Source organism: Streptomyces sp. NPDC030296 (genome assembly GCF_055572815.1).
Genome location: NZ_JBVICQ010000023.1, coordinates 1 through 26921, shown reverse-complemented (window position 1 = coordinate 26921; position 26921 = coordinate 1). Strand labels below are relative to the sequence as shown.

The window sequence follows — 26921 nt, the reverse complement described above, 5'->3', positions numbered from 1 at the left end:
CCGGGGAAGGACAGGTCCGGGCCACGCCGCGTCGGACCGGGAAACGTCCGGAATACGATCAGCGCGGACCACAGCACGTCCGTAATACGACCCGTCCGGCACACGGCACGCACGCCATGCGACCCGGCATGCGGCACGTCCGTCCGGCGGGAGAGAACGGGGGGCCGATGATCGACGCGTACGAGGACCCGGGCGTCCCCGACCGCCGGGGCGGGGCCCGCTACCTCTGGTGGCTGGTGCGGAAGCAGGCGGGCCGCTCCGCGCTCGGCTCGCTGATCTCCTGCGTGTGGATGGTGCTGCTCGCGGCGACGCCGTACATGCTGTCGCGGGCCATCGACGAGGGTCTCCTGCCCGGCGACCACCGGGCGCTGGTCGGCTGGTCGGCGGCCCTGTTCGGGGTGGGCGCGTTCAACGCCTGGCTGAGCATCATGCGGCACCGCACCATGACCCGCGTACGGATGGACGCCAACTTCCGCACCGTGAAGGTGGTGATGGCGCACGCGGTCCGGCTGGGCGCGGCGCTGCCGCGACGGGTCGGCGCCGGTGAGGTCGTCACGATCGGGGTGGGCGACGTCAACACGATCTCCTCCTCGCTGACAGTCATCGGGCCGGGCGCGGGCGCGCTCGCCGCTTATCTCGTGGTCGCGGGGCTGTTGTTCTCCGTGTCCGTCCCCATCGCGACGGTCGTGCTGCTCGGGATGCCGCTGATGGCCGTCCTGGTGGGGCCGTTGCTGCGGCGGCTGCAGGGCACCGAGGCGGAGTACCGGGAACGGCAGGGGGTGCTGACCGCGCGTATCGCGGACCTCGCGAGCGGGCTGCGCGTCCTCAACGGCCTCGGCGGCAAGGGCCTCGTCGCCGACGCGTTCCACCGCGACTCGCAGCGGCTGCGGGCGCAGGGCTACCGGGTCGGCTCGGTGACCAGCTGGCTCCAGGCGCTGGGGGTGGGGCTGCCGACGCTGTTCCTCGCGGTGGTGACCTGGCTGGCGGCACGGCTGGCCGCCCAGGGCGCCATCACCGTGGGCGAGTTGGTGTCGGTGTACGGGTATGTGACCGTGCTGGTGCGGCCGGTGTCGTACTTCGTCGACTGGGGGTACGAGGTGAGCCGCGGAGTGGTGGCGGCGCGGCGCGTCATCCGGTTCCTGGACCTGGAGCCGCTGCCGGACCACGGCACGCGGGACGCGCCCGCGGAGCCGTCGGCACTGCACGACCCGGAGTCGGGCGTACGGGTGCTGCCGGGCCGGCTGACCGCGCTGGCCGGCGACCGTCCCGCCGACGCGGCGCTGATCGTGGACCGGCTCGGACGGTACATGCCGACGGCCGCGACCTGGGGCGGCATCCCCCTCGACGAGATCCCGCTGGCGCGCGTCCGGGAGCGGATCCTGGTCGCCGACCACGAGGCGGACCTGTTCGCGGGGCGGCTGCGGGAACTGCTCGGCGGCCGTACGGAGCCGTCCGACGCGCAGATCGCGGAGGCGGTGCGCGCGGCCGTCGCCGACGACATCGTGCAGGGCCTGCCGGACGGGCTCGACTCGGCGATCGACGCGCAGGGACGCAACCTCTCCGGGGGCCAGCGGCAGCGGGTGCGGCTGGCGCGGGCGCTGCTGGCCGACGCCGAGATCCTGCTGGCGGTCGAGCCGGCGTCGGCGCTCGACGCGCACACGGAGGCCCGCGTGGCCCAACGCCTGCGGACGGCCCGGGAGGGCCGCACGACCGTGGTCACCACCACGTCCCCCCTCGTCCTGGACCACGCGGACACGGTCGTCTACCTGACCGAGGGCAAGACGGCGGCCACCGGCACCCACCGCGAACTCCTGGCGACAGAGCCGGGCTACCGGGCGCTGGTGGCCCGGGACGCGGGTGAGGACGGGGACGGGGGGACGAGGGCGGGCGTCGGTGCTCCGGCGAAGCCAGGCGCTGGGGCGGGGTCGAAGACCGGCGTCGAGGCGGGGGCGACGCGGGACGACGTCCGAGTGCGGTCGGGCGCCGAGGCGGCGGCGGAGCGAGATGTCGAGGCGCGGCCCACCAGTGCGGCGGCGAAAGCGGAGGCGGAGGAGAGCGTGGAAGCGAGCGCGGGCACGCACGAGGCGGCCGCAGAGGAGGCCGTACGGTGACGACACGCTCCCCCGAGGGCCCGACGGACCCCACGTCCGCGGCTTCCGACGAGGGTTCCTCCCCGTACCCGGCGTCCGCCGACGATCCCTCCACGTACCCGGCGTCCAGCGAGGGTGCCTCCGCCACGGGCTCCGCCGACGCGGGACTCCCCGTGACGGGCTCCGCCGACGTGGGACTCCCCGTGGCGGGCTCCACCGACGCGGGACTCCCCGTGACGGGCTCCACCGACGCGGGACTCCCCGTGACGGGCTCCACCGCCAAGGGCTCCGCCGACGCCGGACTCTCCCCGACCGGCCCCACCACCCAAGGCTCCGCCGACGCCGGACTCCCCGCGACCGGCTCCGCCGGCGCCGACACCATGTCCACCGGCACCACCCCGACCGGCCACGCCACGACCGGCCCCTCCGCAGCAGGCCCCACCGGCACCTCCCGCACCTCTGGCTCTGCCTCCGGCTCCCCCGCCGCCCCTCCCTCCGGCTCCCCCTCCGGCGGCCCCTCCTCCTCCCGTCTCCCCATCGCCCGGCCCGTCGATGTGCGGCGGGCCGCTGTGCGGCTCGTGCGGGGGGACGGGCGGGCGTTTCTCGCCGTGTTGGCGTTGAACGGGGCCGCGGCCGGGACGGGGCTCGCGGGGCCCTGGCTGTTGGGGCGGATCATCGACGAGGTGCGCGGCGGGGGCGGGGTCGGCGCGGTGGACCGGCTGGCCCTGGCCATCCTGCTGTGCGCGGTGGCGCAGCTGCTGCTGGCCCGCTGGGCCCGTTACGTGGGGCACCGGTTCGGCGAGCGCGTCCTCGCGCGGGTCCGCGAGGAGTTCGTGGACCGCGCCCTCGCCCTGCCCGCGTCGGTCGTGGAGCGGGCCGGCACCGGCGACCTCACGGCGCGCGGCACCGCCGACGTGGACTCCGTCGGCAAGACCCTGCGCGACTCGGGCCCCGAGCTGCTCATCAACACCGTGCAGGCGCTGTTCCTGATCGGCGCGGTCTTCGCCCTGGACCCGTTGCTCGGCGTGTGCGGACTGTTCGGCCTCACCGGCATCTGGTTCGTGCTGCGCTGGTACCTGCGCCGGGCGCGCGCCGGGTATCTGGCGGAGGGCGCGGCCGGGTCCGAGGTCGCGGAGATCGTCGCGGCCACCGCTTCCGGCTCGCGGACGGTGGAGGCGCTGCGGCTGGAGCGGCGGCGGATCGCCGCGAGCCGGGACGCGCTGGAGGTCTCCCGGCGCCGGCGTTTCCACACCCTGTTCCTGCGGACGGTGTTCTTCCCCGGCGTCGAGGTCTCCTACCTCGTGCCGGTGGTGACCGTCCTGCTGGTCGGCGGGGTGCTGCACGAGCGCGGCTCGATGAGCCTGGGCGCGGTGGTCGCGGCGGCCCTGTATCTGCAGCAACTGAGCGGGCCGCTCGACGAGATCCTGATGCGGATCGAGCAGTTGCAGTCCAGCGGCGCCTCGTTCGCGAGGGTCGAGGGGCTGGCCCGCGCGCCGCGGGCGGTCCCGGGGCGGTCGCCCGAGCCGGTGGACGACCGGATCGACGTGACCGGCGTGCGGTACGCGTACGAGCGGGGCGGCGAGGTGCTGCGCGGTGTCGACCTGACCGTACGGCCGGGTGAACGGCTGGCCGTGGTCGGCCCGTCCGGCGCCGGGAAGACCACCCTGAGCAGGCTGCTGGCCGGTATCGACGCGCCCACGGAGGGCTCGGTGACGGTCGGCGGGGTCCCCGTCGTCGGCCTCGGCCCGGAGCGGCTGCGCCGTCAGGTCGTCCTGGTCACCCAGGAGCACCATGTGTTCCTCGGGACGGTCCGCGACAACCTCCTCATCGCCGAACCCTCCGCCACGGACGAGGAGTTGTGGGCCGCTCTGACGGCCGTGGGTGCCGACGGCTGGGTCCGCGACCTGCCCGACGGGCTCGGCACCCGCCTCGGCGAGGGCGGTCGCCGTACGGACGGCTCCCAGGCCCAGCAGCTGGCCCTCGCCCGGGTGGTCCTCGCGGACCCGCACACGCTCATCCTGGACGAGGCGACCGCTCTGCTCGACCCCGCCACCGCGCGCCACACCGAACGCGCCCTCGCCGCGGTCCTGGAGGGCCGCACGGTCATCGCGATCGCCCACCGCCTGCACACCGCCCACGACGCGGACCGGGTCGCCGTCATGGAGGACGGGCGTCTGACGGAACTGGGCACGCACGACGAGCTGGTGGGCGCGGGCGGAGCGTACTCGGCGTTGTGGGAGAGGTGGCACGGCGAGCGCCCCGCCTGACGAGGCCCCGGCCGCCCGATCCGACGGGCCGCTTGGCCGACGGTTCAGCCAACAACCCGTATATCGAACATGACCCTCCGGTCAACGGACGATTTCCGGCCAACTTGTTGACGCGCTCCTGACAGATGGCGCGATCTCCTGCCACGCTGCCCACATCCGCGTCACAGCAACCTCACAAGCTCCCCCCGCCGTGCCGCGGAGCACCTCCCACGCATGTGGTGTTCGCGTTCCACCCCTTGTTCTGCCCGGGCGGCCACCAACCGCCCGGTCTCCCCTGGCCGCGCGAACCGCGGCCATGCAGAAGGAGTCAGTGTTGAGACGCCAGTCCCACAGACGCACCTCCCACACGAACGACGTCCGTTCCCGTTCCACCCGGCGACGCGTCGCCACCGGCGCGCTCGTCGCCGTCAGCGCCCTGCTGGCCGCGGCCGTCCAGTCGGGCGCCGCCACCGCCGCCCCGGAGAAGGCACCGTCGGCCGCGGGCAAGGGCGCGGTCTCCGTCAAGCTCAGCCCCTCCCAGCGGGCCGAGCTGATACGCGAGGCCAACGCCGGCAAGGCGGAGACGGCGAAGGAGCTGAACCTCGGCGCCAAGGAGAAGCTCGTCGTCCGTGACGTGGTCAAGGACCGCGACGGCACCGTGCACACCCGGTACGAGCGGACCTACGACGGCCTCCCGGTCCTCGGCGGCGACCTGGTCGTCGAGACCTCGAAGGCGGGCAGGACCAAGGGCGTCGTCAAGGCCACCAAGGCCACCATCAAGGTCGCCTCGCTGAAGCCGACCCTCGCCGCCGCGAAGGCCGAGAAGCAGGCGCTCGGCGCGGCGAAGGCCGAGCACGCCAAGGACGCCGAGATCAACCGCGCCCCGCGCAAGGTGATCTGGGCCGCGAGCGGCAAGCCCACCCTGGCGTACGAGACGGTCGTCGGCGGCTTCCAGCACGACGGCACCCCGCAGGAGCTGCACGTCGTCACCGACGCCCGGACCGGCGAGAAGCTGTTCGAGTGGGAGGCGGTCGAGACCGGCACCGGCAACACGGTGTACTCCGGCACGGTCAACCTCACCACCACGCAGTCGGGGTCGACGTACAACCTCACCGACGGCGCGCGCGGCAACCACAAGACGTACAACCTGAACCGCGGCACGTCCGGCACCGGCACCCTGTTCTCCGGCCCGGACGACGTGTGGGGCAACGGCAGCCCGTCGAACCTGGAGTCGGCCGCCGCCGACGCCCACTACGGCGCGGCGCTGACCTGGGACTACTACAAGAACGTGCACGGCCGCAGCGGCATCCGCGGTGACGGCGTCGGCGCCTACTCCCGCGTGCACTACGGCAACAACTACGTCAACGCGTTCTGGCAGGACACCTGCTTCTGCATGACGTACGGCGACGGCTCGGGCAACGCCAACCCGCTGACGTCGATCGACGTGGCCGCGCACGAGATGACGCACGGCCTCACGTCGGTCACGGCCGGCCTCGTCTACTCGGGCGAGTCCGGCGGTCTGAACGAGGCCACCTCCGACATCCTCGGCTCGACGGTCGAGTTCTACGCGAACAACAGCTCCGACGTCGGTGACTACCTCATCGGCGAGGAGATCAACATCAACGGCGACGGCACGCCGCTGCGCTACATGGACAAGCCGAGCAAGGACGGCTCGTCGAAGGACTCGTGGTACTCGGGCATCGGCTCGATCGACGTGCACTACTCGTCGGGCCCGGCGAACCACTTCTTCTACCTCCTGTCGGAGGGCAGCGGCGCCAAGACCATCAACGGCGTCAGCTACAACTCGCCCACCTCGGACAACCTGCCGGTCACCGGCATCGGCCGGGACAAGGCGGAGAAGATCTGGTTCCGCGCGCTGACCACCAAGTTCACGTCCACCACCAACTACGCGTCGGCCCGCACCCACACCCTCGCGGCGACCGCCGACCTGTACGGCACCACGTCCGCCGAGTACACGGCGGTGCAGAACGCGTGGGCGGCCGTCAACGTGGGCTCGCGGCCCGGTGGCGGCGGGGGCGGCGGTACGTCGTTCGAGAACACGGCCGACGTATCGATTCCGGACAACGGCGCGGCGGTCACCTCGCCCATCACCGTCTCCGGCCGGACGGGCAACGCGCCGTCGAACCTCGCGGTGGCGGTCGACATCGTCCACACCTACATCGGTGACCTCCAGGTGCAACTGGTCGCCCCGGACGGCACGGCGTACACGCTGAAGGCGTACGGCACCGGCGGCAGTTCGGACAACATCAACACCACGTACACCGTGAACGCGTCCTCCGAAGTCGCCAACGGCGTCTGGCAGTTGAGGGTCCAGGACAACGCGGCCCGGGACACCGGCCACATCAACAGCTGGAAGCTGACGTTCCCGTAGGGAACAGGGCGGCCCCTTCGTATACAGGGCCCGAACGGACAGGGCGCCGCCCCGGGGGATTCCACCCCCGGGGCGGCGCTCGCTTTGCCGTTCTCCGGGCGCACTTGATCCGCCCTTCGCCTCGTCCGAAGCGGATTTACAGAGCGGCAACATTTCTGGACAGTTGACTTTCGGCCAACATCACTTGAACCTCCTGACATGTACGCGTCCGAGTGTCACTCTTCACTCAACCGCCGCACTCGTAACTTCAGTTCACCGGACGGCGACCCCACGCCGAACCGGTCTCCCCCACCAAGGAGCATGAGTGACTCCGTTCTACGCGCGTCATAAGCGGACCACGCTGGCCATCGCGACCGCCGTCGCCGCCGGTGCCCTGCTGACCACCGGTCTGACCACCGGCGCCACCGCCCAGCCCGCGCCGACCGCCGACAAGGCCCGGTCCGCCGGTGCCCCGGTCGCGCTGACGCCGGCCGCGCGCACGGCCCTCATCAAGAAGGCGGACGCGGCCACCGCCGAGACCGCCGACGAGATAGGCCTCGGCGCCAAGGAGGAACTGGTCGTCCGCGACGTCCTCAAGGACGCGGACGGCACGGTCCACACCCGCTACGAGCGCACCTACGGCGGCCTCCCGGTCCTCGGCGGCGACCTGGTCGTCCACGAAAGCAAGGCCGGCGCCGTCAAGAGCGTCACCAGAGCGACGAAGGCCACGGTGAAGGTCGCCGACCTCACCCCGGACGTGACGAAGGCTGCCGCCGAGAAGCAGGCGCTGAAGGCCGCCAAGGCCGAGGGCTCCAGCAAGACCGCGGCCGACAAGGCCCCGCGCAAGGTCGTCTGGGCCGCGAGCGGCAAGCCCGCCCTCGCCTACGAGACGGTCGTCGGCGGCTTCCAGCACGACGGCACCCCGCAGGAGCTCCACGTCATCACCGACGCGGAGACCGGCAAGAAGCTGTACGAGTGGGAGGCCGTCCAGACCGGTACCGGCAACAGCCAGTACAACGGCCAGGTCACCCTCGGCACCACCAAGTCGGGCTCGACGTACAACCTGACCGACGCCGGGCGCGGCAACCACAAGACGTACAACAAGGCCCGCTCCACCTCGTCCTCCGCCGGCACGCTCTTCTCCGACGCGGACGACATCTGGGGCACCGGCAGCGCCTCCAGCTCCTCCACCGACCAGAACGCCGCGGTGGACGCCCACTACGGCGCGCAGGTCACCTGGGACTTCTACAAGAACGTCCTCGGCCGCAACGGCATCAAGAACAACGGCGTGGCCGCGTACTCGCGCGTCCACTACGGCAACGCGTACGTCAACGCCTTCTGGTCCGACACCTGCTTCTGCATGTCGTACGGCGACGGCGCGGGCAACACCAAGCCGCTCACCTCGCTGGACGTGGCCGGCCACGAGATGACCCACGGCCTGACGTCCAACACCGCCGGTCTGAACTACAGCGGCGAGTCCGGCGGCCTGAACGAGGCCACCTCGGACATCCTCGGCACGGCGGTCGAGTTCTACGCGGCCAACGCCAAGGACCCGGGCGACTACCTGATCGGCGAGAAGGTCGACATCCGCGGCAACGGCACCCCCCTGCGCCACATGGACCAGCCGAGCAAGGACGGCTCGTCGGCCAACTACTGGTCGTCGTCGCTCGGCAGCCTGGACGTCCACTACTCCTCGGGCCCGGCGAACCACTTCTTCTACCTCCTGTCCGAGGGCAGCGGCGCGAAGACGATCAACGGGGTCTCGTACAACTCCCCCACCTCCAACGGCGCCACGATCACCGGCATCGGCCGCGCCAAGGCCGTCCAGATCTGGTACAAGGCGCTGACCACGTACATGACCTCGACGACCAACTACAAGGGCGCGCGCACGGCGACCCTGAACGCGGCGCGTGACCTGTACGGCGCCGGCAGCGCGGAGTACAACGCGGTGAACGCCACGTGGGCGGCGGTCAACGTGACCGCGTAGCACATCGCGGCCTGTGTGGGGGCGGTACCCGGCGGGAAGGCGACTCCGGGTACCGCCCTAGGCTTTGGCCCCATGTCCCACACCGACGGCTCACACCCTCTCCCGGACGGCTTCACCTACGAGGCCGTCGGCGCGACCCGCGAGGGCCGCTGCCCGCCCGGCTTCAACGAGCTGCAGGTCCGCACCCGCCTCGGCGAGGGAACGGACCTGTTCGAACGGGCGGCGCACGCGGTCCGCACCTGGGAGATGCACCGCGCGCTGGGCGTGGGCCTCCACACGGACGCGCCCGAGGCGGCGCCGGGCGTCGACGTCACCGTCACCCTGGGCGGCGTCATAAAGGCCCCCTGCCGCGTCGTCTGGACCGTGGACGAACCCCGCCGCAAGGGCTGGGCCTACGGCACGCTCCCCGGCCACCCCGAATCCGGCGAGGAATCCTTCGTGGTCGCCCGCACGGGCGACGGCACGGTCTGGCTGACGGTGACGGCGTACAGCCGCCCGGCGAAGTGGTACGCGCGGGCGGGCGGCGCGGCGACCCGCGGCTTGCAGCACGCGTACGCACGACGGTGCGGGGTGGTGCTGCGGAGGCTGGCGGGGGACCCGAAGGGCTAAGCCGATGCCTCGTGCCCCTACTTCAACTGCGAGGATGCCTGACCTTTACCTCAGATGCCGAGAACGCGAGGGGACAGCGTTCATGGACCTCCTCACCGGTCCCGCCCTCGGAATGCGTCTCGGTGCTATCACCGGACTGCGCTGTATCGGGAAGGCGTACTTGCTCCGCTCTCTGTGCGAGGCCGTGGGGATTGCGATTGACGGCGATCAGTAACGAGGGCAGTTAACGCGACTTGCGCCGATTCGGGATGCGCCTGGGTAAGTAGACCAGGGCTCGCCACTGTCACGGGCAGGGGAAAGGCACAGCTAGATTCCTCACGTTAGAGGGCGAACGGCTCATAAGAGAGAGCCGCGTCCACCACTTGCTCCGCCGAGAGTGGAGGGTCAGAGTAAAAAATCAAGTCACTGACACGCGGGTGCGCCACACTCTCCTCCAGCAAACGCAACATCGAATCTTCCTCCCTCTCCGTCGCACCCTCCGCAGCCATAATCCTCTCGACAAGTCGGATCAACTCGTCCCGCGACATCATCATTTGAATCAGCTCCCTAATCTCCGGGACCGTCAGCCCGTGTGATACGTGCGGTCCAGCACATCTCGATGATACTGCGGGGTGACAACGATCAGGTTATCCAGATCGTAGACACCGCCTCCATGCTGGATCGGAGTGACGTGATGCAGGACATACCTGTCCGACTTCCCAACCCGTTGCGAACTGACGACCCGAGGCGACCTTCCATTGGCCATCACGGCTTGGTTTGCAGGACTGAATTGCTTAGCCAGGGACGGATTATTTGAAACTTCTTTCCAGAACGCCTCCCTGAAGTCATCGAAGGTCTGGAATTCTCTACCCTGCAGGACATCGGCAACTTGTCCAGGAATCTTGCCCATATTACCCGAACTCCCTTTGAGCCACTTACCGGTAACAACGGGAAGCCGATAGCCACCGGTGACCGCACCAGGAGAGTTACGAAGCTTTGTAGCAGTCTTAACCGCCTCCAGCATTCGAGGACCCTTAACCCAGTCCATAAAGGGAATAATCGCTATCGTAGATAGGGCGACTCCGCCCCAATCGCCATCTTCAGCGGACCGCTTCGCATCCCGGATATCGCAAGGAGTGCCAACAATCGGAACAACTCCACAGATCGCATCGGTCGCGGCTTCCTGCTCCGGGGTCAGCTCTACGCTGCCGTTGCCCATATTGAGCTCGTATTCCGGTGTTTGCTGGCACCAGAACTGCCAGCAGCCGGAGCTCTTCTTGGCCGCGCCGCCGCTTCCGGTGTTTCCGGAACTGCCAGTGCTCGCGGTGCCCCTGCTCTTCTTGGTCGTCCCGCTGCCGCCGCGCAAGACTCCGTCAGGGTTGTTTTTGATGTGCTTGGGCTCGCTGCCGACATTGCAGGTTCCTGTGAGACCGCAGTCGGCGCCACCAGGATCCATGAGTCCCGTGGGGTCGGAGGACGAGGCAGGGTTGTTTCTGACGTACGAGTAGCCATTGAGCGACTGATGCTGGTCCAAAGCGATGATCGGGTCCACGCTGATGAACTGGCCCGTCAGCGGGTCGTACTCGCGCGCCCCGATGTGCGTCAGCCCCGTGCCCGCGTCCGCCGGCTTGCCGAGGAACGCCTTGTCGTCCGGCCAGGTGACGCCCGGCTTCAGGTCGCGTGAGGCGCCGAACGGGCTCATGTACCTCTTCGTGACCGCGTACGTCGTCGCGTCCATGGCGAGGCTGGACGTGCCGTGGTGGTCGGAGGCCAGGAAGCTCAGCTTCGTACCCGACGTACCCGAGGCCGCCGTGCGGACCGCGATCGTCTGGCCGTTGGCCGTGTAGTAGCGGGTGCCGGAGAGTGTCTTCGTGGTGCCCTTGACCGTCAGGCGGACCTCCATGCCGCCGAGGTAGAGGATCGTGTCGCCGTCACCCTTGGAACGGCGGATCAGCAACTCCCCGTCGGCGTCATAGAGGTAGTTCGTCTGCGCCGAGCCCTCGGTCGTCCTGGCCAGCTTGCCCTCGCTGTTCCAGAGCAGACTCTGCTGAGCGGCGGGTCCCGGACGGGACGTCGTGTTGCCCTGCACGTCGTAGTCGTACGTCGCGCTCCTGGCACCAGTCGTGTTGTCCAGGGTGTGGGGCTTCTTGTCGCCGGCGTCGGACGTGTCGTCGTACATGTACGTCGTGGTGCTGTTGCCGGTGCCGGAGTGCTTGGTCTCCGTCTTGCGCTGACCCGCCTCCGTGTACGTGTACGACGTCCAGTAGGGCGCCGCGCCATCGAGGTTCGACACCGTACGGCCTGAGGCCGCACAGTCAGCCGTCTTGGGAGTCCAGGACTCGGTCAGGCGGCGGTGGCCGTCGTAGGTGAAGCACTGGTGGTCGGGCTTGGTCGTGCCGCCCTGGGTCGTCGCGTCGAAGATGGAGGTGACGTTGCCCGCGTCGTCCTGGGTGAACTTCAGTTCCTGCGGCATGTAGCCGTGGACGTCGTCGGTCACGTGGGCGCGGGTCAGACGGCGTGTGCCCGGCTCGTAGTCCCAATTGAGGAACATCTTCTTCGCCGTGTCCGCCCCGCTCTTGCCCAAGGCGAGTTGTGTGAGGTCGCCCTGCGGCGAGAACGTCGCCCCCTGTAGGTAGCCACTCGTGCCCCTGGACGTGAGCTGATGGCCGGTCGCGTCGTAGGTGTACTCGACGGACTCCGAGGGGAGGCCGCCCGCCGCCGGCTGGGACGCCATGCTGATGGTGCCGTCCGGGCGGTACCCCGTGGCGAAGCTCAGGGTTTCCGGCACGCCCGCCGCGACCAGTTCGTCAGTCTTGGGCAGGAGGAGCTGGCTCTCCATGACCTGGTACATCGGGTCGTACTTCGTGATCTTCTTCGTGTAGGCCTTGCCGCTGAGGCCGCCGTCGTAACGGACCGCGGTGTCGAGCTGTCCCTTGTACAGCGAGTCGAAGGTCCAGGCCGCGAGCTGGTTCGCGTCCTTCTTCTCGCCCTGCCACAGGCCGGTCCTGCGGTTCAGCTCGTCGTATCCGTAGAGGAGCTTCTTGTCCGCGTCCTCGGTGTTGAAGGTGCTGTCGACGCGGTCGAGGGAGTCGTAGGTCGTCCTGCTCGTGCCCTTGTCGGGGTCCGTGGCGGTCACCTGGCGGCCGAACAGGTCATACGTGTAGGACCACTTGGCCTTGTCAGGGCCGGTGATGGTCTCCTGCTGTCCGGCATCCGTGTACGTGTACCTGGTCGTGGTGTAGTCCGTGCCGGTCGGCTTGGGGCCGGCGTATTCACGACGCTCGGTCGTCTGGCCGAGCGCGTTGGTGACCACGGCGGTGGCCTGACCGCCGGAAGGAGCGGTCGCCATCACCGTGTCCCCGGTGTACGTCGTGTCGACGCTCCAGCGGGTCACGCCATGCGTCTTCGTGACCGTCTTCGTCGCGCGGCCGGCACCGTCGTACGTCGTGTCGGTCTGGATCGGGGCCTGGCTGCCCTCGGTCTGGACCGCGGAACCGGAAGGGGCCGACTTGTCGTCCCAGATGTCTCCCTGCGCGCTGGTCGCCAGGCCCCGGCTGTCGTACAGCGTCAGTGAGACGAGGCGGCCACCGACCGGAGTGGGAGTCTGGACCTGGCGCAGGCGCAGCAGGTTGTCGTAGAACTCGTAGGTGGTGTTGTAGCCGGTCCCGTCACCCTTCAGTGCGCCGGTCGACACCCATGACAGGTCCGAGTTCCTGATGTTGTAGGCGTAGACGAAGTTCGCCGTCTGCTTGCGGGCCTTCGATCGGTTGGGCAGCCAGACGCTCGTGACACGTCCGAGGCTGTCGTACTCCGTCTCGGTGATCTTGTCGTTGGGGTCGCTCACAGTGACCGGGGCGCCGGTCGCGAACGCCACGCGGGTGGTGGTCTTGTGGCCCTTGATGTTGGTTGCGCTGCTGGACGTCAGCGGGCCGGTGCCGGCCGGGACGTAGGTCGTGTCCGACACCGTCTTGTCGTTGGTGTCCTTGACGGTACGTGGGCGGCCCAGGGCGTCGTACGTGGTGGTGGCCATCTTCTGCCAGGCCGGGGCGTCGTCACTGCCGTAGGACTTGGCGCGTCCTGTCCAGACGGCCTCGCCCTTCGTCGGCTTCTGGGACGCCGTCCATGCCGTGGCCGTCGCGTCGTCGTAGATCGTCGCCGCGTCCGAGACGACGTCACCGGGCCGGCTGCTGTCCGCCGGCAGGTCGAGGGCCGAGTCCGCGGTGGCACAGGTTTTGGCGACCGTGCGGGTGCGGGACACCAGGGAGATGCCGTTGTCGGCATTGCGCGCGTACCAGGTGCGGGTGCACTTCTCGTCGCCGGTGACGGCCCCGTCGCCCTGGTCCTCCGTGGTGCTGACCATGCCATGGTCGTCGTACGTGTAGGCGGTCGTACGGGAACGGTCGACGGCGGTGCCCGTGGTCGTCACGCGGGTGCGGTCGGTGGAGTCGGCGACCCTGACCATGTAGGCCTCGGTGTCGGCGTACGACTTGTGCTGGACCGCGGTCTTCCTGGACCACATGGTGTTTACGGTTCCGGAGACCTCCTCGGAGCCGTTGTAGGTGACCGTCTCGCGGACGGATCCGGCGTACTGGTCGCGGTCCGTGACCGCTCCCGCCGAGATACCCGTCACCGACGCCGACTTGCGGTTGTCCGGGTGTGGCGTCCTGTTGTCGGAGCCGAGGACCCGGTCACCGTTCATGCCCTGCATGTACACCGTGGTCGTCTTCAGCTGATCGGTGCTGCTGGTGCCCGTCACGTGCGTGACACGCTGGAAGCCGCGCCAGAGCGACCAGGTCCGTTCCTTCTCCGGGACGAACGGGTTCTCGTCGTAGTGCCAGGCCGGGGTGGAGTAGCGGTAGGTGTGCTGGACGGCTTCCTTGCCACCGTGGGGCGCCGAGGTGGTGACGGAGTTGACCGGGTACTTCTGGAACCAGTCGAGGATCGGGGTCTTCTCGCCGTTGGGCGCCCAGTACACCGGGTAGCACCGCTTGTCGTTGTCGTCGACCTTCGGCATGGCCTGCCCGCGGACGCAGTCGGCCTCCATGTACGACACGACCGTCTCGGCGCCGGCCTCGGACGTGATCTTCTTCAGACGCGGCTTGTCGAAGGAGAGGATGTTGTCGTGCTGGCCGTCGACACGGTTGGTGAGGAGTGTGTGCTCGAACGTCACCGGCGGCAGCGCCAGATCCGTGCCGCGCTTGCCGGTGTGCTGGATCTGTTTCAACCACAGGGACTGGTCGGCGGAGTCACCCGTGTCGCCCGGGTCCGGGTAGCTGTGCTGAAAGGACCAGGCGTCGACGGCTGCGTAGCCGGGAGTGGTGGCGGCCGCGTCCCAGGCGTACGTGGTGACGCCGGTCAGCCGCTTGCGGGTGAAGAACGAGGGCCCGGTGTTGCCGGTGCACTTGTCACCGCTCTTGCAAACCGCGTCGAACGGTACGTCGGGCCAGTTGTCCCGGGTGTCCTCCGTGAGGGAGTCACAGCCCTTGCCGGACGCGATGCACCGCTCGCTGTAGCCGAGGACGACCTTGTCGGAGGCGGCGGGGGTGGCGGAGAACAGTGCTCCCTTCCGCTGGCCGTAGCGGATCTCTTTGAGATAGCCGCCACGTACGTACTCGGTGCCGGTGGTGTCGTCGCCGAGCATGTCGTAGTGGTTGCGCTCGGCCTCGTACCAGTAGCTCATGGCGTTGCCGTGGGTGTCCTCGACGTAGTCGAGGTTCCATCGCCACGCCTGCTTCTTGCCCCGGCCGGAGAAGCCACTGCCGCTGCTGTGGCCCGGTTCACCCGAGTCGTCCCCGAAGACCGGGACGGTCCAGACGGACTCCGTGCGATCGTCCGCACCCGCTCCGTCCAGCTTGTTCAGGCCGAAGACGTACTTGGTCCCGTCCCCGGTGATGACCGTCCAGTACTCACCCTTGCCGTCACCCTTGCCGTCGTCGGTCGCCGGGTCGCCGTCGGGGTCCGTGTTCGCGTCGCCGTCGTCACCGTTGTCCGCGCCCCAGGAGTGGATGACCCTGGAGGCGTCGTCGTTCTTCAGGCGCCATCTCTTGGTGGTGTCGTCCTTGACCAGCTCACTGGCCTTGCCGTTCAGGACCAGGGACGCGTTCTCGTACTTCCAGCACAGATCGAACTTGTCCTTCTGGCCGTCGTCGTCGCAGGAACCGTACTTGCGTTCGACGTAGGAGGAGGTGAGGTCGAAGCCCTCGCCGACCTGGGTGCCCTGGTTGTTCGAGTTCGCGGTACGGCCGTCGACGGCCCCGGAGTCGTACGAGATCGACAGGTCGGGCGCCGGGCCCGCCGCGGCAGGCGGGGTCCGCAGCGGGTAGGACCAGGTGAAGGTGCCGGACGAACCGCCCGCTTCCCAGGACGACGAGGACGACAAGGGGGTCGCCTTGTAGTCGCCGGCGCCGGACTGGGAGCCCGCGGCGACGGCCAGGACCATCGTTGGGGCCTTGCCGTCGGTCCTCTTGAAGGTCAGCGTCGACGAAAGCTTCCCCGCAGCACGGTCGTTCACCGCCACGAGGGGCTGGGGAGCACGGCACGTGCCCTTGGCGCTGTCCCCGAGCAGGCAGTGGGGGAACTTGAGCAGATTCAGTCGGCCTGCCCAGTCACCACCGTAGGCCGAGGCGAAAGCCGAGTAGTCGAGGCCGAGTCGGGCCCGCCCACCGGTCGGCGGTCCGGTGACCTTGAGGACCACACCCTTGACACCGAGTTTCCTCGCCGCCTTCTGGTCCAGGACCTCGACCTTGACCGCGTCGGCGGCACGTGGCTGCTTTCCGTCCTTGGCGGCCTTCGGCTCGGTCAAGGTCACGGGAAGTGAGCCAGGGGTGCCCTTGGCCTTGCCCCGGCCGGACAGGGAGAGTGTCACCGATCCGTGGTCGGGCCAGTCCACCGCCCGTGCGCGGTCCTTGTTCCCCCGCTTCACGGCGGCCCGGTTGGCTGCCTCGATCTCCTTGCCGAGCGCCGCGAGCTTTTTGTTCGTCTGCACGGTCCACGGGGAGACCTCGGCTGCCTCCGGGGCTTCCACGTCCGGCTTCCCCAGCGGTTCGGTGTCCGCGGCGAAGACGACCGGAGTCATCAGGCTCGGGAGCATGGCGAAGCCGAGCAGCGCGGCGACGCGCCGCGTCCACACACGCCTGGCAGGTGTGGCGATCCCGCTTCCGGGCGGGCCCGCGATGAACTGGTTCATGACAAGTCTCCTGGCGGCGGCCGCGCCACGTGGGAGCGGCCGCACGCTGTTGTGAATCGGAGGCCGACGAGGCCGAAGAAGGCAGAGAGGGCGCGGAGCGCCGGAGCGGTCAGGTGGACTGATCAGTGATCTGGTTCTTCACCTGGTCGTTGGTCATCGCGCCGACCCACACGCGGACCTTCGCCACATCACCCGGCAGGTGATGCCCTGTGGTCCCGTTCGCCGTGCCCCGGCCGACCGACAGAGCGCCCGTGCCTTGCTGGTCGGCTTCGAGGCCGCCGTCTTCCGCGTTCTGCGGGAACTGACCGACGAACAGCTGGGACACCCCGAAACGCTGTGTTCCATCGGCAGCGCTGAACGACCTCGTCGTGTCGAAGACACCGGTCAGATCGACCCAGGTGTCGAACTCGTGGTCGCCGATGGTCTCGTGAGCGACAGCGAACGCGGTCCCCACCACCTTGCCCGTGGAGTCGACGGCTGTCCGGCCGAACCTCCACTCATAGGCGCCGCCCTCGATCTTCTCCACCCACAGCGCCCAGGAGGATTCCTTGCCCGCCCCGGTCGCCTGGCCGAATACCTGTCCGCGATAGCCGACCGGTTTGGCGTCCAGCAGCGCCTTGTCGAGACGCACGCGGGCGGACACGGTGAAGGATCCGGTCTCGTCGATCACCGGTCCCGTCGTGGACGCATAGCCGGAGCTGCCGTCGAGCACAAGAGCCGTGGCGTCCTCACCCGTCAGCCGGGCGGTACCGGACAGCTTCAGACCGCCGCGGCGGTACGGGAACGACGTGCTGGCCGGGTCGTCGGGATCCTCGGGGCTCTCGGCGACCTGTGTGCCCGACGAGATCGTGGCGTCCCAGTGGGCGACCAGTTCATTGGTCGGCACCTCGTCCGTCGTGAGTTGGTGTTCCTCGCGGAGTTGCTCGGGCTCATGCGCCTCCTGCCACACCGCGGCCTCGTCGACACGCCCCCGGAAGTACTCGCCGAAGGCACCGTCGACCTTGGAGACACCCAGCATCAGGTTCCGGTCGGCAGCCCAAGGCGTGTACGTGCCGGCCGCCTTGGACAGGACGACGGGCTCGCCCTGCGGCTTGCCGTTGACGTAGAGCTGAATGGTGTCGTTGTTCTTGTCGACGTCCTGCTGGGTGTCGAAGACCGCGGCCAGATGAGTCCAGACCCGCAACGGGGGGTTCGCCTCATCCGCCACCGAGCGAATGTAGACGGGGTCCTTCTTGTCCTGGTCGGTCCGGTTGAAGACCCACTTCTTGTACGCGGACGAGTAGTACAGGGTGAACGCGGAGCCCTGGTCGCCAGGCGCGGACAGGACCGTCCTGTTCTCGGCTGCGTCCGTGAGATACGCCCACGCCGACACGGTGAACGAGTCCTGGGTGTTGACGGCAGCCCCATCCGTGGACGCGTAGCCCGTCTGCTTGGCAGGGTCGGTGCTGTCGTTGAGCCACAGTGAGTGGTCGCCTGCCCCACGGCGGCCCATCGTCGACCATCCGGTGCCCGCGTCGTCACGCAGAACGATGTTGTGGCGTGTGGCGGCTTCGCCGCTGTCCGTGGCCACCGTCACGCCGGACCCCGGCTTGCCGTCGTCGAAGCGCCAGCGTCCGGACGGGCCCTCGGGCAGACCGACTTTGAGGACGAATTCCGCCGGTGGACCCCACCGCACGCGGCCGTCCTTGTCCAGCTTCAGATCACTGGCCTCGACCGCCAATGTCTGCGTGCCGGACAGTCCGGGCGCGATGTCCTTGCGTGTCACCGGCGCATTGGTCGAGGCCGCATTCACCTGCTTGACCGCACTGGCGCCCGTGGACAGGAAGCGCCAGCGGTACGCCTTCACATCCTTGTCAGCCGTGTTCGGGCGGAAGGTGAACGTTCCGGGAGTGCCAGGAGCACCGTTGGAGGCGCAGTCATTGGCCGTGCATTCCCTGTAGGGCCCGCCCGTCGCGATCGTCGGCGCCTTGGGAGCTGTCGAATCGATCCTTAAGTAGCACCAGGACGAGTACGGTGAGAACAGATCGCCGGATTTGTTGTCGTAGCTCCAGTGGGACTGGGTGCGGGCTCGGAACCGGTAAAGTCCCCCGTCCGCCCTCTTGCTCGTCGTGATCTTCTCGAGATCCCCGTCAGTGGCCCAGCCGTTCTCCGGACGGTGTCCACTCCACACCTGCGACCAGGACCCCTTGCGCATGTCGTCGCTGGAACGCTGCATCACGAACTCGGCCTGCAGAGCCGGCGTGGTCTCGTCCCCGCCCGGCTGGACCAGCGTCTGCACCCTCGCGTGGATGGATGGCGTGTCCACAGTCACGGTCAAGGGATCTGACGAGGGACGGCACGGCCCTGTCTTGCTGCCCGTGCCCGGAATCGCACCGACGGAGGTCGGCACCCCCGGCTTGTGCACGTACCGGACCTTGAGCTCGGCGTTGTTGTCGAACCTCTTCCATGCACGCGGCTCGGTCTCGTCCTTGGCCCGCAGCATCACGGTCAGCCGGGGGAACTTGCCCGCCGCGAAGGCCCGTACGGTGGACGTGAGGTTCTCGTCGGCCTCTCCGGGGTTGTCGTTGAACTCGATCCACTTGTTCGGCTGTTCGGGGTTGCACAGATCGCCGCGCCCAGCGGAGACGTACTGGTCCCCCAATTGGTCAAGTTGCCTGGGGCCGGGCCAGCGGGTGCCCTCCGAGATGTTGTCGGTGCGCTCCAGGTCCACCCAGTACGGCGTGCAGTTGAACGACCAGGTTTCCAACGCGCGGAATGTCGCGTCCAGTACGTGCTTGCCGGCCAGCTTCCCGGCACCGAACTCGAAGTACATGCGGTCCGTGTAGCCGGGACCGCAGGCATAGCCGTCCGCGACGCCGCAGCGGCCGACACCCTTGGGCTCGGTGAACTTCCAGAACCGGTCGCCGTCCGAGGACAGCTTCGTCCACTCGGACACACCCAGCCCCACCGGCGGGTCGATGAAGACCGGATAGACGGTCTTCGGGCCACGGAGCAGTTCCAGGTCCGGCTTCACCGACACCGTCCCGTCGCCCACGGCCACGGGCAGCTCCGCCGTGGCGTCCCCCTGGCCCGGGTGCGAGATGTCGTCGGCTTCGGTCCGAGGAGCCTCCTCCTCGGTGGCCGTGGACATCAGCTGCGTTCGCGGTCCGGCCACCGCGTCGTGGCCCGCTGAGTCCCACATCTGCCCGGCCGGGCCGCGGAACACCGCGTTGCCGTCGGCGTCGACGGCACGCAGACCGCCGCCTTCGCCGGGTACGACGCTGAGACCGTCTCCCGTCGCGGTGAGGGTGATCCGCTCCAGTTCCGAGCTGGTGGCGGCTTCGGCGGACCTGACGACCAGCACCTCGCGGTAGCCCTCGGCCGTCGCCGTCATCTGCAGATCGACGCCCTCGACCGGGACATTCGGGTACGTGGCCGTGGCCCCGTCCAGGGTGGGCGCCGGCAGGGAGGTGGGCCACCACATCCTCAGCTCTCGGCCCTCGTGGCCCAGCCGCAGCAGTTCGGAGCCGCTTCTGCCGCCCGAGAAGGACACGTCCACCACGGCGGCCTTCGGACCCACGGTTCCGTCGGACCGCTTCTCCAGCTCCAGGTCGATGTCCCGCCAAGCGCCGTTGCCAGCCCGCGCGCGCTGGGGTTGCGTCGATTGTGTGAGCGTGAAGGTGCCGTCCGGGTTCGCGACGGTCGTCGTGTATTCGGTCCGCTCGGAAAGCACTTCGACTGACTCGCCCGTGGCAGCGGCGCGTTCCGAGGCCGACTGCCCGGTCACCGGCGCCTTCGGTGCATCCGCCATGGCCTCGCCGGATGTCGCGAACGACACGGCAGGCAGAAGTGACAGCAATGTCACCGCCGCCGAAATACCGCCCAAGAAACGCCGAGACCGGTTTCTTCCCACCCGAAAATGACGGCGCCCCCGCACCAAGCCCACAACCCCACCCCGTAGTCACAGAACCTTCATAGGTTCCGGCGAGTTAACGCTGCATCAGTTCCCGCCGTCAATGTGAACTGCGCCACGAATTACCTGAGGAGACGACCCTCGTCTGCGTCAACAGCGACCTGTCTCGGCCAGGAATGCGCGACGCGCGACCTTCAGAGACCTTCACGCTCTGCACACATTGCACCGCCGAGGCGATCAGATCACGCCATCTCGCAAGCAGTGCTCCAGTGAAGGAAGAGCCGCCGAAAGCGAATCGGATCACGGTGATCACCTAGTGCATTAACGTTCAACTGTCGGCTCGACAAGTGGCGCCCACGTTCAAAATCCGCCACCCGCCGGACTTCTCGCCCTTGCCCTCCATTACCTGGAGTAATGATTCACAGGGGTGAGAGACGACCTTTCCGCCAGACGCCGGTGCGCCGGTGGACCTCAGCGACGACGGCGGCCATCAGGGCGCGGCCGAGTCCGGCGGGATGCGCTCGCAGGCGAACTTCACCAGACCGGCCCGTACGCCGCTGCCCGCGATGCCGGTGGTGATGTCGCTCAACAGCGGGTCGATCAGCGTTTCCTCGGCCTCGACGGCGGCGCCGGGGCCGCGGAACCGGGCGAAGAGGGGGATGCCGTCGACGCTGTACACGCCGATGGCGAGCACGATGTTCACCGGGTGTGCTCAGCGACCGCGCTGATCAGCGCCATGTCCCGACCCTGGCCGAGGACGGTCATGTACACCAGGGTCCGCACCCGGCCGAGTTCTGCGCCGCCCATACACCGCAGCGGAGACGGGACTGCTCTTCCACTGTCTCTCCGACCCGCCTACGACGGTCACACGACGGTGGTGCTGTTCTCGTACGGCCGCGCGGTCAATGCCGTGGACCCGGCGGCGGCCAACGCCGCGACGCCCCGTACGGGCAGTACCCGTACGGGGCGCGAAGGCGAACGGAACGCCGGCCGGAGCCCACCCGGCCGGATGCCCCCGCTACCGCATCAGGACGCCCGCCCCCTCCCCCGTCTCCTCCGACGGCACCGCCAGGAGGCCCAGTTCGGCCGGGGAGGCGAGCAGGCGGTGGGACGGGAGGATGCGGACCGTGTAGCCGAAGGGGCCCGTGCGGTCCAGGGCCAGGGGGCCCTCGTAGACCCAGCGGCCCTCCTCGTCGGGCCCGCTGGTCGGCTTCAGCGGGACGCCCGCCGCGTCCGTGATCCGGTCCTCGGAGTCGACGCGGCCCGACACCGCCTGCACCTCGACGTCGTCGGGGGCGAGTTCCCCGAGATCCACGCGGACGCGCAGCATCAGCGTGGCGCCCAGTTCGGCGGTGCTCGTCGGCGCCGCCGACGCCTCCACGTGGTCGACCTTGACGCGGTGCCAGGCGCCGCGCACGCGTGCCTTCCACCGCGCCGACTCCCGTGCCGTGTCCGGGTTCAGCGTGCGGTGGGCGCGCGCCGCGGGCGCGTACAGACGGTCCACGTACTCGCGGACCATCCGGCCGGCCAGCACCTTCGGGCCGAGGTGGGTGAGGGTCTGGCGGACCATCTCGATCCAGCGGTCGGGCAGTCCGCCCTGGCCGCGCTCGTAGAAGCGGGGCGCCACCCGCTGTTCCAGCAGCTCGTACAGGGCGGCGGCCTCCAGGTCGTCCCGGCGGTCGTCGTCCGTCGCCGTGCCGTCGGCGGTGGGGATCGCCCAGCCGAAGTCCGGCCGGAACCATTCGTCCCACCAGCCGTCCAGCACCGACAGGTTGAGGCATCCGTTCAGCGCGGCCTTCATGCCGCTGGTGCCGCACGCCTCCAGCGGCCGCAGCGGGTTGTTGAGCCACACGTCGCAGCCCGGGTACAGCTTCTGCGCCATCGCCATGCCGTAGTCCGGCAGGAACACGATCCGGTGGCGCACCCGCGGGTCGTCGGCGAACCTGACCAGCTCCTGGATGAGGCGCTTGCCGCCGTCGTCCGCCGGGTGGGCCTTGCCGGCGACGACGATCTGGATCGGCCGCTCGGGGTGCAGCAGCAGCTCCATGAGACGGTCCTGGTCGCGCAGCATCAGCGTCAGCCGCTTGTACGAGGGAACGCGGCGGGCGAAGCCGATGGTCAGGACGTCGGGGTCGAGCACCCCGTCGATCCAGCCGAGTTCGGCGGTGCCCGCGCCGCGCTGGCGCCAGGAGGCGGCGAGGCGTTCCCGTACCTCCAGCACCAGTTGCTCGCGGAGGTTGCGGCGCAGTTCCCAGATGTCGCCGTCGGGGATCTCGGCCACGGCGTCCCAGCGGTCCGAGCCGCCGACCGTCATGGCGTCCTCGGTGCGTTCGGCGCCGACCTGCCGCGAGCCGAGGCGGAACACCTCGGGCGCCACCCAGGTCGGGGCGTGCACGCCGTTGGTGACGGAGGTGATGGGGACCTCGTCCGCGTCGAAGCCCGGCCACAGGCCCGAGAACATCTCGCGGCTGACCTGGCCGTGCAGCAGGGACACCCCGTTGGCGCGCTGGGCGAGCCGGAGCCCCATCACCGCCATGTTGAAGACGTTCGGGTCGCCGCCCGAGTACGTCTCCATCCCGAGGCCGAGAACGCGTTCGACGTCGATACGGGGCAGTTCGGCGTCGGGGCCGAAGTGCTGGGCGACGAGTTCCCGGTCGAAGCGGTCGATGCCGGCCGGGACCGGGGTGTGGGTGGTGAAGACGGTTCCGGCGCGGACCGCCTCCAGACCGGCGTCGAAGTCGAGCCCCTCGTCGCAGAGCTCGGCGATCCGTTCGAGGCCCAGGAAGCCTGCGTGGCCCTCGTTGGTGTGGAAGACCTCGGGTTCGGCGTGACCGGTGAGGCGGCAGTACGTGCGGACCGCCCGGACACCTCCTATACCGAGCAGCATCTCCTGCAGCAGCCGGTGTTCGCTGCCGCCGCCGTAGAGCCGGTCGGTGACGCCCCGCTCGCCGAGGTCGTTCTCCTCGACGTCGGAGTCCAGCAGGAGCAGGGGCACGCGGCCGACCTGGGCCTGCCAGACGCGGGCGTGCAGCCGGCGGCCGCCGGGCAGCGCCAGGTCGACACGGGCCTGGGAACCGTCGGTCTCCTGCAACGGCACCAGGGGCAGCTCGTTCGGGTCGAGCACGGGGTAGTGCTCCTGCTGCCAGCCGTCCCGGGACAGCGACTGCCGGAAGTAGCCGTGCCGGTACAGCAGGCCGACACCGATCAGGGGCACACCCAGGTCGCTGGCGGCCTTCAGATGGTCGCCGGCGAGGATGCCGAGGCCGCCGGAGTACTGGGGCAGCGCGGCGGTGATGCCGAACTCGGGCGAGAAGTAGGCGACGGCGGCCGGTGGCTCCGTGGTCTGGGTCTGGTACCAGCGGTCGCCGGTGACGTAGTCGCGCAGTTCGTCGGCGACCACGGTCAGCCGGCGCAGGAAGCGCCGGTCCTCGGCGAGTTCGGCGAGGCGCCGGGCGGAGACGGAGCCGAGAAGGCGTACGGGGTCGCCACCGGACGCGGCCCAGCACTCGGGGTCGACCGACTGGAAGAGGTCACGGGTCTCCGCGTGCCAGGACCAGCGCAGATTGCGCGCCAGCTCGCTGAGCGGCTGAAGGGCTTCGGGCAGGACGGGTCGGACGGTGAATCTGCGGATGGCCTTCACAGAGGATTCCACCTTCACGCCAGGACGTACAGGCCAAGGGGACGCACCTGTTGCGTGCGACCGTTCGTCACCACGACGGTAGCGGCGCGGGCGGGCGGGTCCGCAAGCACGGCGCGTCCCTCGGTATGCAATTACGGCGCATCCGTACCCCGGCCCCCCGGCCGCGCAGTCCGCTCCCCCGTGTTCAGTCCGGAATTCGTCGCGGCCCGCCCCTGTCCCACCACGGGCGGTATGGCCGATTCCGCCCCTCTGTGCGACCTTGTGGCGCTTCACCCCGCACGAGAGGCTGCCGAGTGGCGCACCGGCCGACCGAGGAGGGGGTCGCATCCATGCACGACCGGGCAGAGGCGAGAAACAGGCGTCTGCGCTGGGCGGGAGGCCTCACGGCGGTCATCACGGCCGCGGTGCTCTCGGTCGCCCCCGCACCGGCGCACGCCGCTCCGGAGGGACGCGTCCTCGGAGCCGGGGGCGCGGGTTCCGTCGGCGGCAGTTACATCGTGACCCTCAAGGCGGGGACGGGTGCCCCGTCGAAGGAGGGGAAGGACATCGCCCGGAAGTACGGGGCGAAAATACGCCACATGTACAGCTCGGTCCTCAACGGCTATGCCGTGAGCGCCGGTGAGAAACAGGCCAAGCGGCTCGCGGCGGACCCGCGGGTGGCGTCCGTCGTGCAGGACACGGCGGTCAGGTACGACGGCAGCCGGCGGAACCCGCCGTCCTGGGGCCTGGACCGCCTGGACCAGGCGGGACTTCCGCTCGACAAGAGGTACACCTGGCCGGAGTCGGCGGGCCGGGGCACCACCGTGTATGTGATCGACACCGGTGTGCGCGTCACCCACGAGGACTTCGGCGGCCGGGCCGTCCACGGCTGGGACTTCGTCCAGAACGACAGGACGGCCCAGGACGGCAACGGCCACGGCACCCATGTCGCGGGCACGGTCGCCGGCGCCAGGTACGGGGTCGCCAAGAAGGCGAAGGTGGTCGCCGTACGCGTCCTCGACGACGCGGGGGCGGGGACGACGGCCCGGGTCATCGCGGGCATCGACTGGGTCACCCGGCACGCGAGGAAGCCCGCGGTGGCCAATCTGAGTCTGGGCGGCCAGGCGAACGCCCAGCTGGACGCCGCCGTACGCACCTCCATAGCGTCCGGGGTGACGTATACGGTCGCCGCGGGCAATGACGCCGTCGCCGCCTCCTTCTCCTCACCCGCCCGGGTGAAGCAGGCGATCACGGTCGGCGCCACCGGAAAGAAGGACACCCGCGCCGCCTTCTCCAACTGGGGCACGAGCCTGGACCTGTTCGCGCCGGGGGTGTCCATCACCTCCGCGTCGCACCGGAGCGACACCGGGTCCGGCACCTGTTCGGGTACGTCGATGGCGGCGCCGCACGCCGCGGGCGCGGCCGCCCTGTACCTGGCCGACCACCCCGCCGCGACACCGGCGCAGGTGGCCGAAACGCTGGTGGAGGGTGCGGTTTCGGGCAAGGTCAAGGACAGATTTCCGGGCTCTCCGGACCGGATTCTCCATGTCGGCGTCCCGTAGGCCCCGGTAACACCACAGGTGAACGTCCCTTTACCCAAAGCGACTAGAGTGACCGGCCTCGACCCCCTCGGACGAGGCCGGTCTTGTGTGTAGACATACGCGTGAGTAGTTAACAAAGTGCCGGAATGCTCACCCGCACTGTGTGGGAAGGCTCCACCGGTACATCCCGCTGGCCCCACCTCCCCACACCCTCATCCGCCCACCCACGTTGACGCGGACAGGAGCGGTCATGCCCGCCACGCACCACTCGTCAGCACCCCCGACGACCAGTACCACCACAGCACACACCAGTACCTCCGCCGCGGCCACCCCGAGCGCCGCCGCGCGCCCCGCACGCCGGGCGCACACCGGTCCGCCCGCGCCGTCGGCCTCACCCCCGGACACGGCGACCGTCGGCCGGATACCGGTTCTGGACGTACGGCCCATCGTCCATCACGGCCGCCGGCCCGCGAAGGCCGTCGTGGGCGAGGAGTTCGAGATCTCGGCGGTCGTCTTCCGCGAGGGCCATGACGCGGTCGCCGCCAATGTCGTCCTGACGGACCCGGAGGGCCGTCCGGGCCCGTGGACGCCGATGCGGGAACTCGCCCCCGGCACGGACCGCTGGGGCGCCACCGTCTCCGCGCCGAGCGAGGGCCGGTGGACGTACGCGGTGGAGGCGTGGGGCGACCCGGTCACCACCTGGCGCCACCACGCCCGGATCAAGGTCCCGGCCGGCATCGACACGGAGCTGGTCCTGGAGGAGGGCGCGCGGTTGTACGAGCGTGCCGCCGCCGGGGTCCCGGAGGGTGGGCGCGCCCGTGGTGCCGTCCTCGCCGCCGTGGACGCGCTGCGTGACACCGAGCGGCCGGCCGCGTCCCGTCTGGCGGCGGCGTTGGCGCCGGAGGTGGACGAGGTCCTGGCCCGGCATCCCCTGCGGGAGCTGGTCACGTCCTCCGACCCGCTGCCCCTGCTGGTCGAGCGCGAACGCGCCCTGTTCGGCTCCTGGTACGAGTTCTTCCCCCGCTCCGAGGGCACCGCCGAACAACCCCACGGCACCTTCCGCACCGCCGCCCGCCGCCTGCCCGCCATCGCCGCGATGGGCTTCGACGTCGTCTACCTCCCCCCTATCCACCCCATCGGCACCACCCACCGCAAGGGCCGCAACAACACCCTCTCCCCCACCCCCGACGACGTCGGCGTGCCCTGGGCGATCGGCTCCCCCGAGGGCGGCCACGACAGCGTCCACCCCGACCTGGGCACCCTCGACGACTTCGACCACTTCGTCGCCGAGACCCGCGCGCTCGGGATGGAGGTGGCCCTCGACTTCGCCCTGCAGTGCTCCCCCGACCACCCTTGGGTGGACAAGCATCCGGAGTGGTTCCACCACCGCCCCGACGGCAC

General features: G+C 69.6%; 12 protein-coding genes. 7 read left to right on the top strand and 5 right to left on the bottom strand.

Features of this window, described 5'->3' with window-relative positions:
- Positions 1 to 167 precede the first annotated feature (167 nt).
- The 5 genes from ACZ4Z3_RS38990 to ACZ4Z3_RS38970 all read left to right on the top strand — a co-directional run bounded on the left by ACZ4Z3_RS38990 (position 168) and on the right by ACZ4Z3_RS38970 (position 9303).
- Positions 168 to 2111, top strand: a complete 1944-nt coding sequence (locus tag ACZ4Z3_RS38990; RefSeq protein ID WP_468505492.1) for an ABC transporter ATP-binding protein — start codon at positions 168 to 170, stop codon at positions 2109 to 2111.
- Positions 2112 to 2470: 359 nt separating this feature from the next.
- Positions 2471 to 4357 (top strand): ABC transporter ATP-binding protein, encoded by a 1887-nt coding sequence (locus ACZ4Z3_RS38985; RefSeq protein ID WP_468505520.1) that lies wholly within the window; start codon positions 2471 to 2473, stop codon positions 4355 to 4357.
- 295 nt (positions 4358 to 4652) lie between these two features.
- The gene (locus tag ACZ4Z3_RS38980) at positions 4653 to 6728 is read left to right on the top strand and encodes a M4 family metallopeptidase (RefSeq protein WP_468505491.1); all 2076 of its coding nucleotides are present in this window, start codon (positions 4653 to 4655) and stop codon (positions 6726 to 6728) included.
- Between the two features lie 304 nt (positions 6729 to 7032).
- Positions 7033 to 8694, top strand: a complete 1662-nt coding sequence (locus tag ACZ4Z3_RS38975) for a M4 family metallopeptidase (protein WP_468505490.1) — start codon at positions 7033 to 7035, stop codon at positions 8692 to 8694.
- 72 nt (positions 8695 to 8766) lie between these two features.
- Positions 8767 to 9303: a DUF1990 family protein gene (locus ACZ4Z3_RS38970; RefSeq protein WP_468505489.1), complete on the top strand. Its 537-nt coding sequence runs from the start codon at positions 8767 to 8769 to the stop codon at positions 9301 to 9303.
- Positions 9304 to 9623: 320 nt separating this feature from the next.
- On the opposite strand, the gene ACZ4Z3_RS38965 is transcribed toward ACZ4Z3_RS38970, so the two are convergent.
- From ACZ4Z3_RS38965 to ACZ4Z3_RS38945, 5 genes are all read right to left on the bottom strand, one after another.
- On the bottom strand, positions 9624 to 9830 hold the full coding sequence (locus ACZ4Z3_RS38965; protein WP_099970632.1) for a bacteriocin immunity protein: 207 nt from the start codon (positions 9828 to 9830) through the stop codon (positions 9624 to 9626).
- A gap of 35 nt (positions 9831 to 9865) precedes the next feature.
- On the bottom strand, positions 9866 to 16468 hold the full coding sequence (locus ACZ4Z3_RS38960) for an RHS repeat-associated core domain-containing protein (protein WP_468505488.1): 6603 nt from the start codon (positions 16466 to 16468) through the stop codon (positions 9866 to 9868).
- Positions 16469 to 16577: 109 nt separating this feature from the next.
- Positions 16578 to 20258, bottom strand: a complete 3681-nt coding sequence (locus tag ACZ4Z3_RS38955; protein WP_468505519.1) for a laminin G domain-containing protein — start codon at positions 20256 to 20258, stop codon at positions 16578 to 16580.
- A gap of 592 nt (positions 20259 to 20850) precedes the next feature.
- On the bottom strand, positions 20851 to 21063 hold the full coding sequence (locus ACZ4Z3_RS38950; RefSeq protein WP_468505487.1) for a phosphotriesterase family protein: 213 nt from the start codon (positions 21061 to 21063) through the stop codon (positions 20851 to 20853).
- Between the two features lie 315 nt (positions 21064 to 21378).
- Positions 21379 to 24000, bottom strand: a complete 2622-nt coding sequence (locus tag ACZ4Z3_RS38945; protein WP_468505486.1) for a glycosyltransferase family 1 protein — start codon at positions 23998 to 24000, stop codon at positions 21379 to 21381.
- 329 nt (positions 24001 to 24329) lie between these two features.
- On the opposite strand from ACZ4Z3_RS38945, the gene ACZ4Z3_RS38940 reads away from it, so the two are divergent.
- Positions 24330 to 25541, top strand: a complete 1212-nt coding sequence (locus ACZ4Z3_RS38940; protein WP_468505485.1) for a S8 family peptidase — start codon at positions 24330 to 24332, stop codon at positions 25539 to 25541.
- Positions 25542 to 25770: 229 nt separating this feature from the next.
- Positions 25771 to 26921 (top strand): maltotransferase domain-containing protein (locus ACZ4Z3_RS38935; protein WP_468505484.1); only part of this gene is annotated, 1151 nt, incomplete at its 3' end.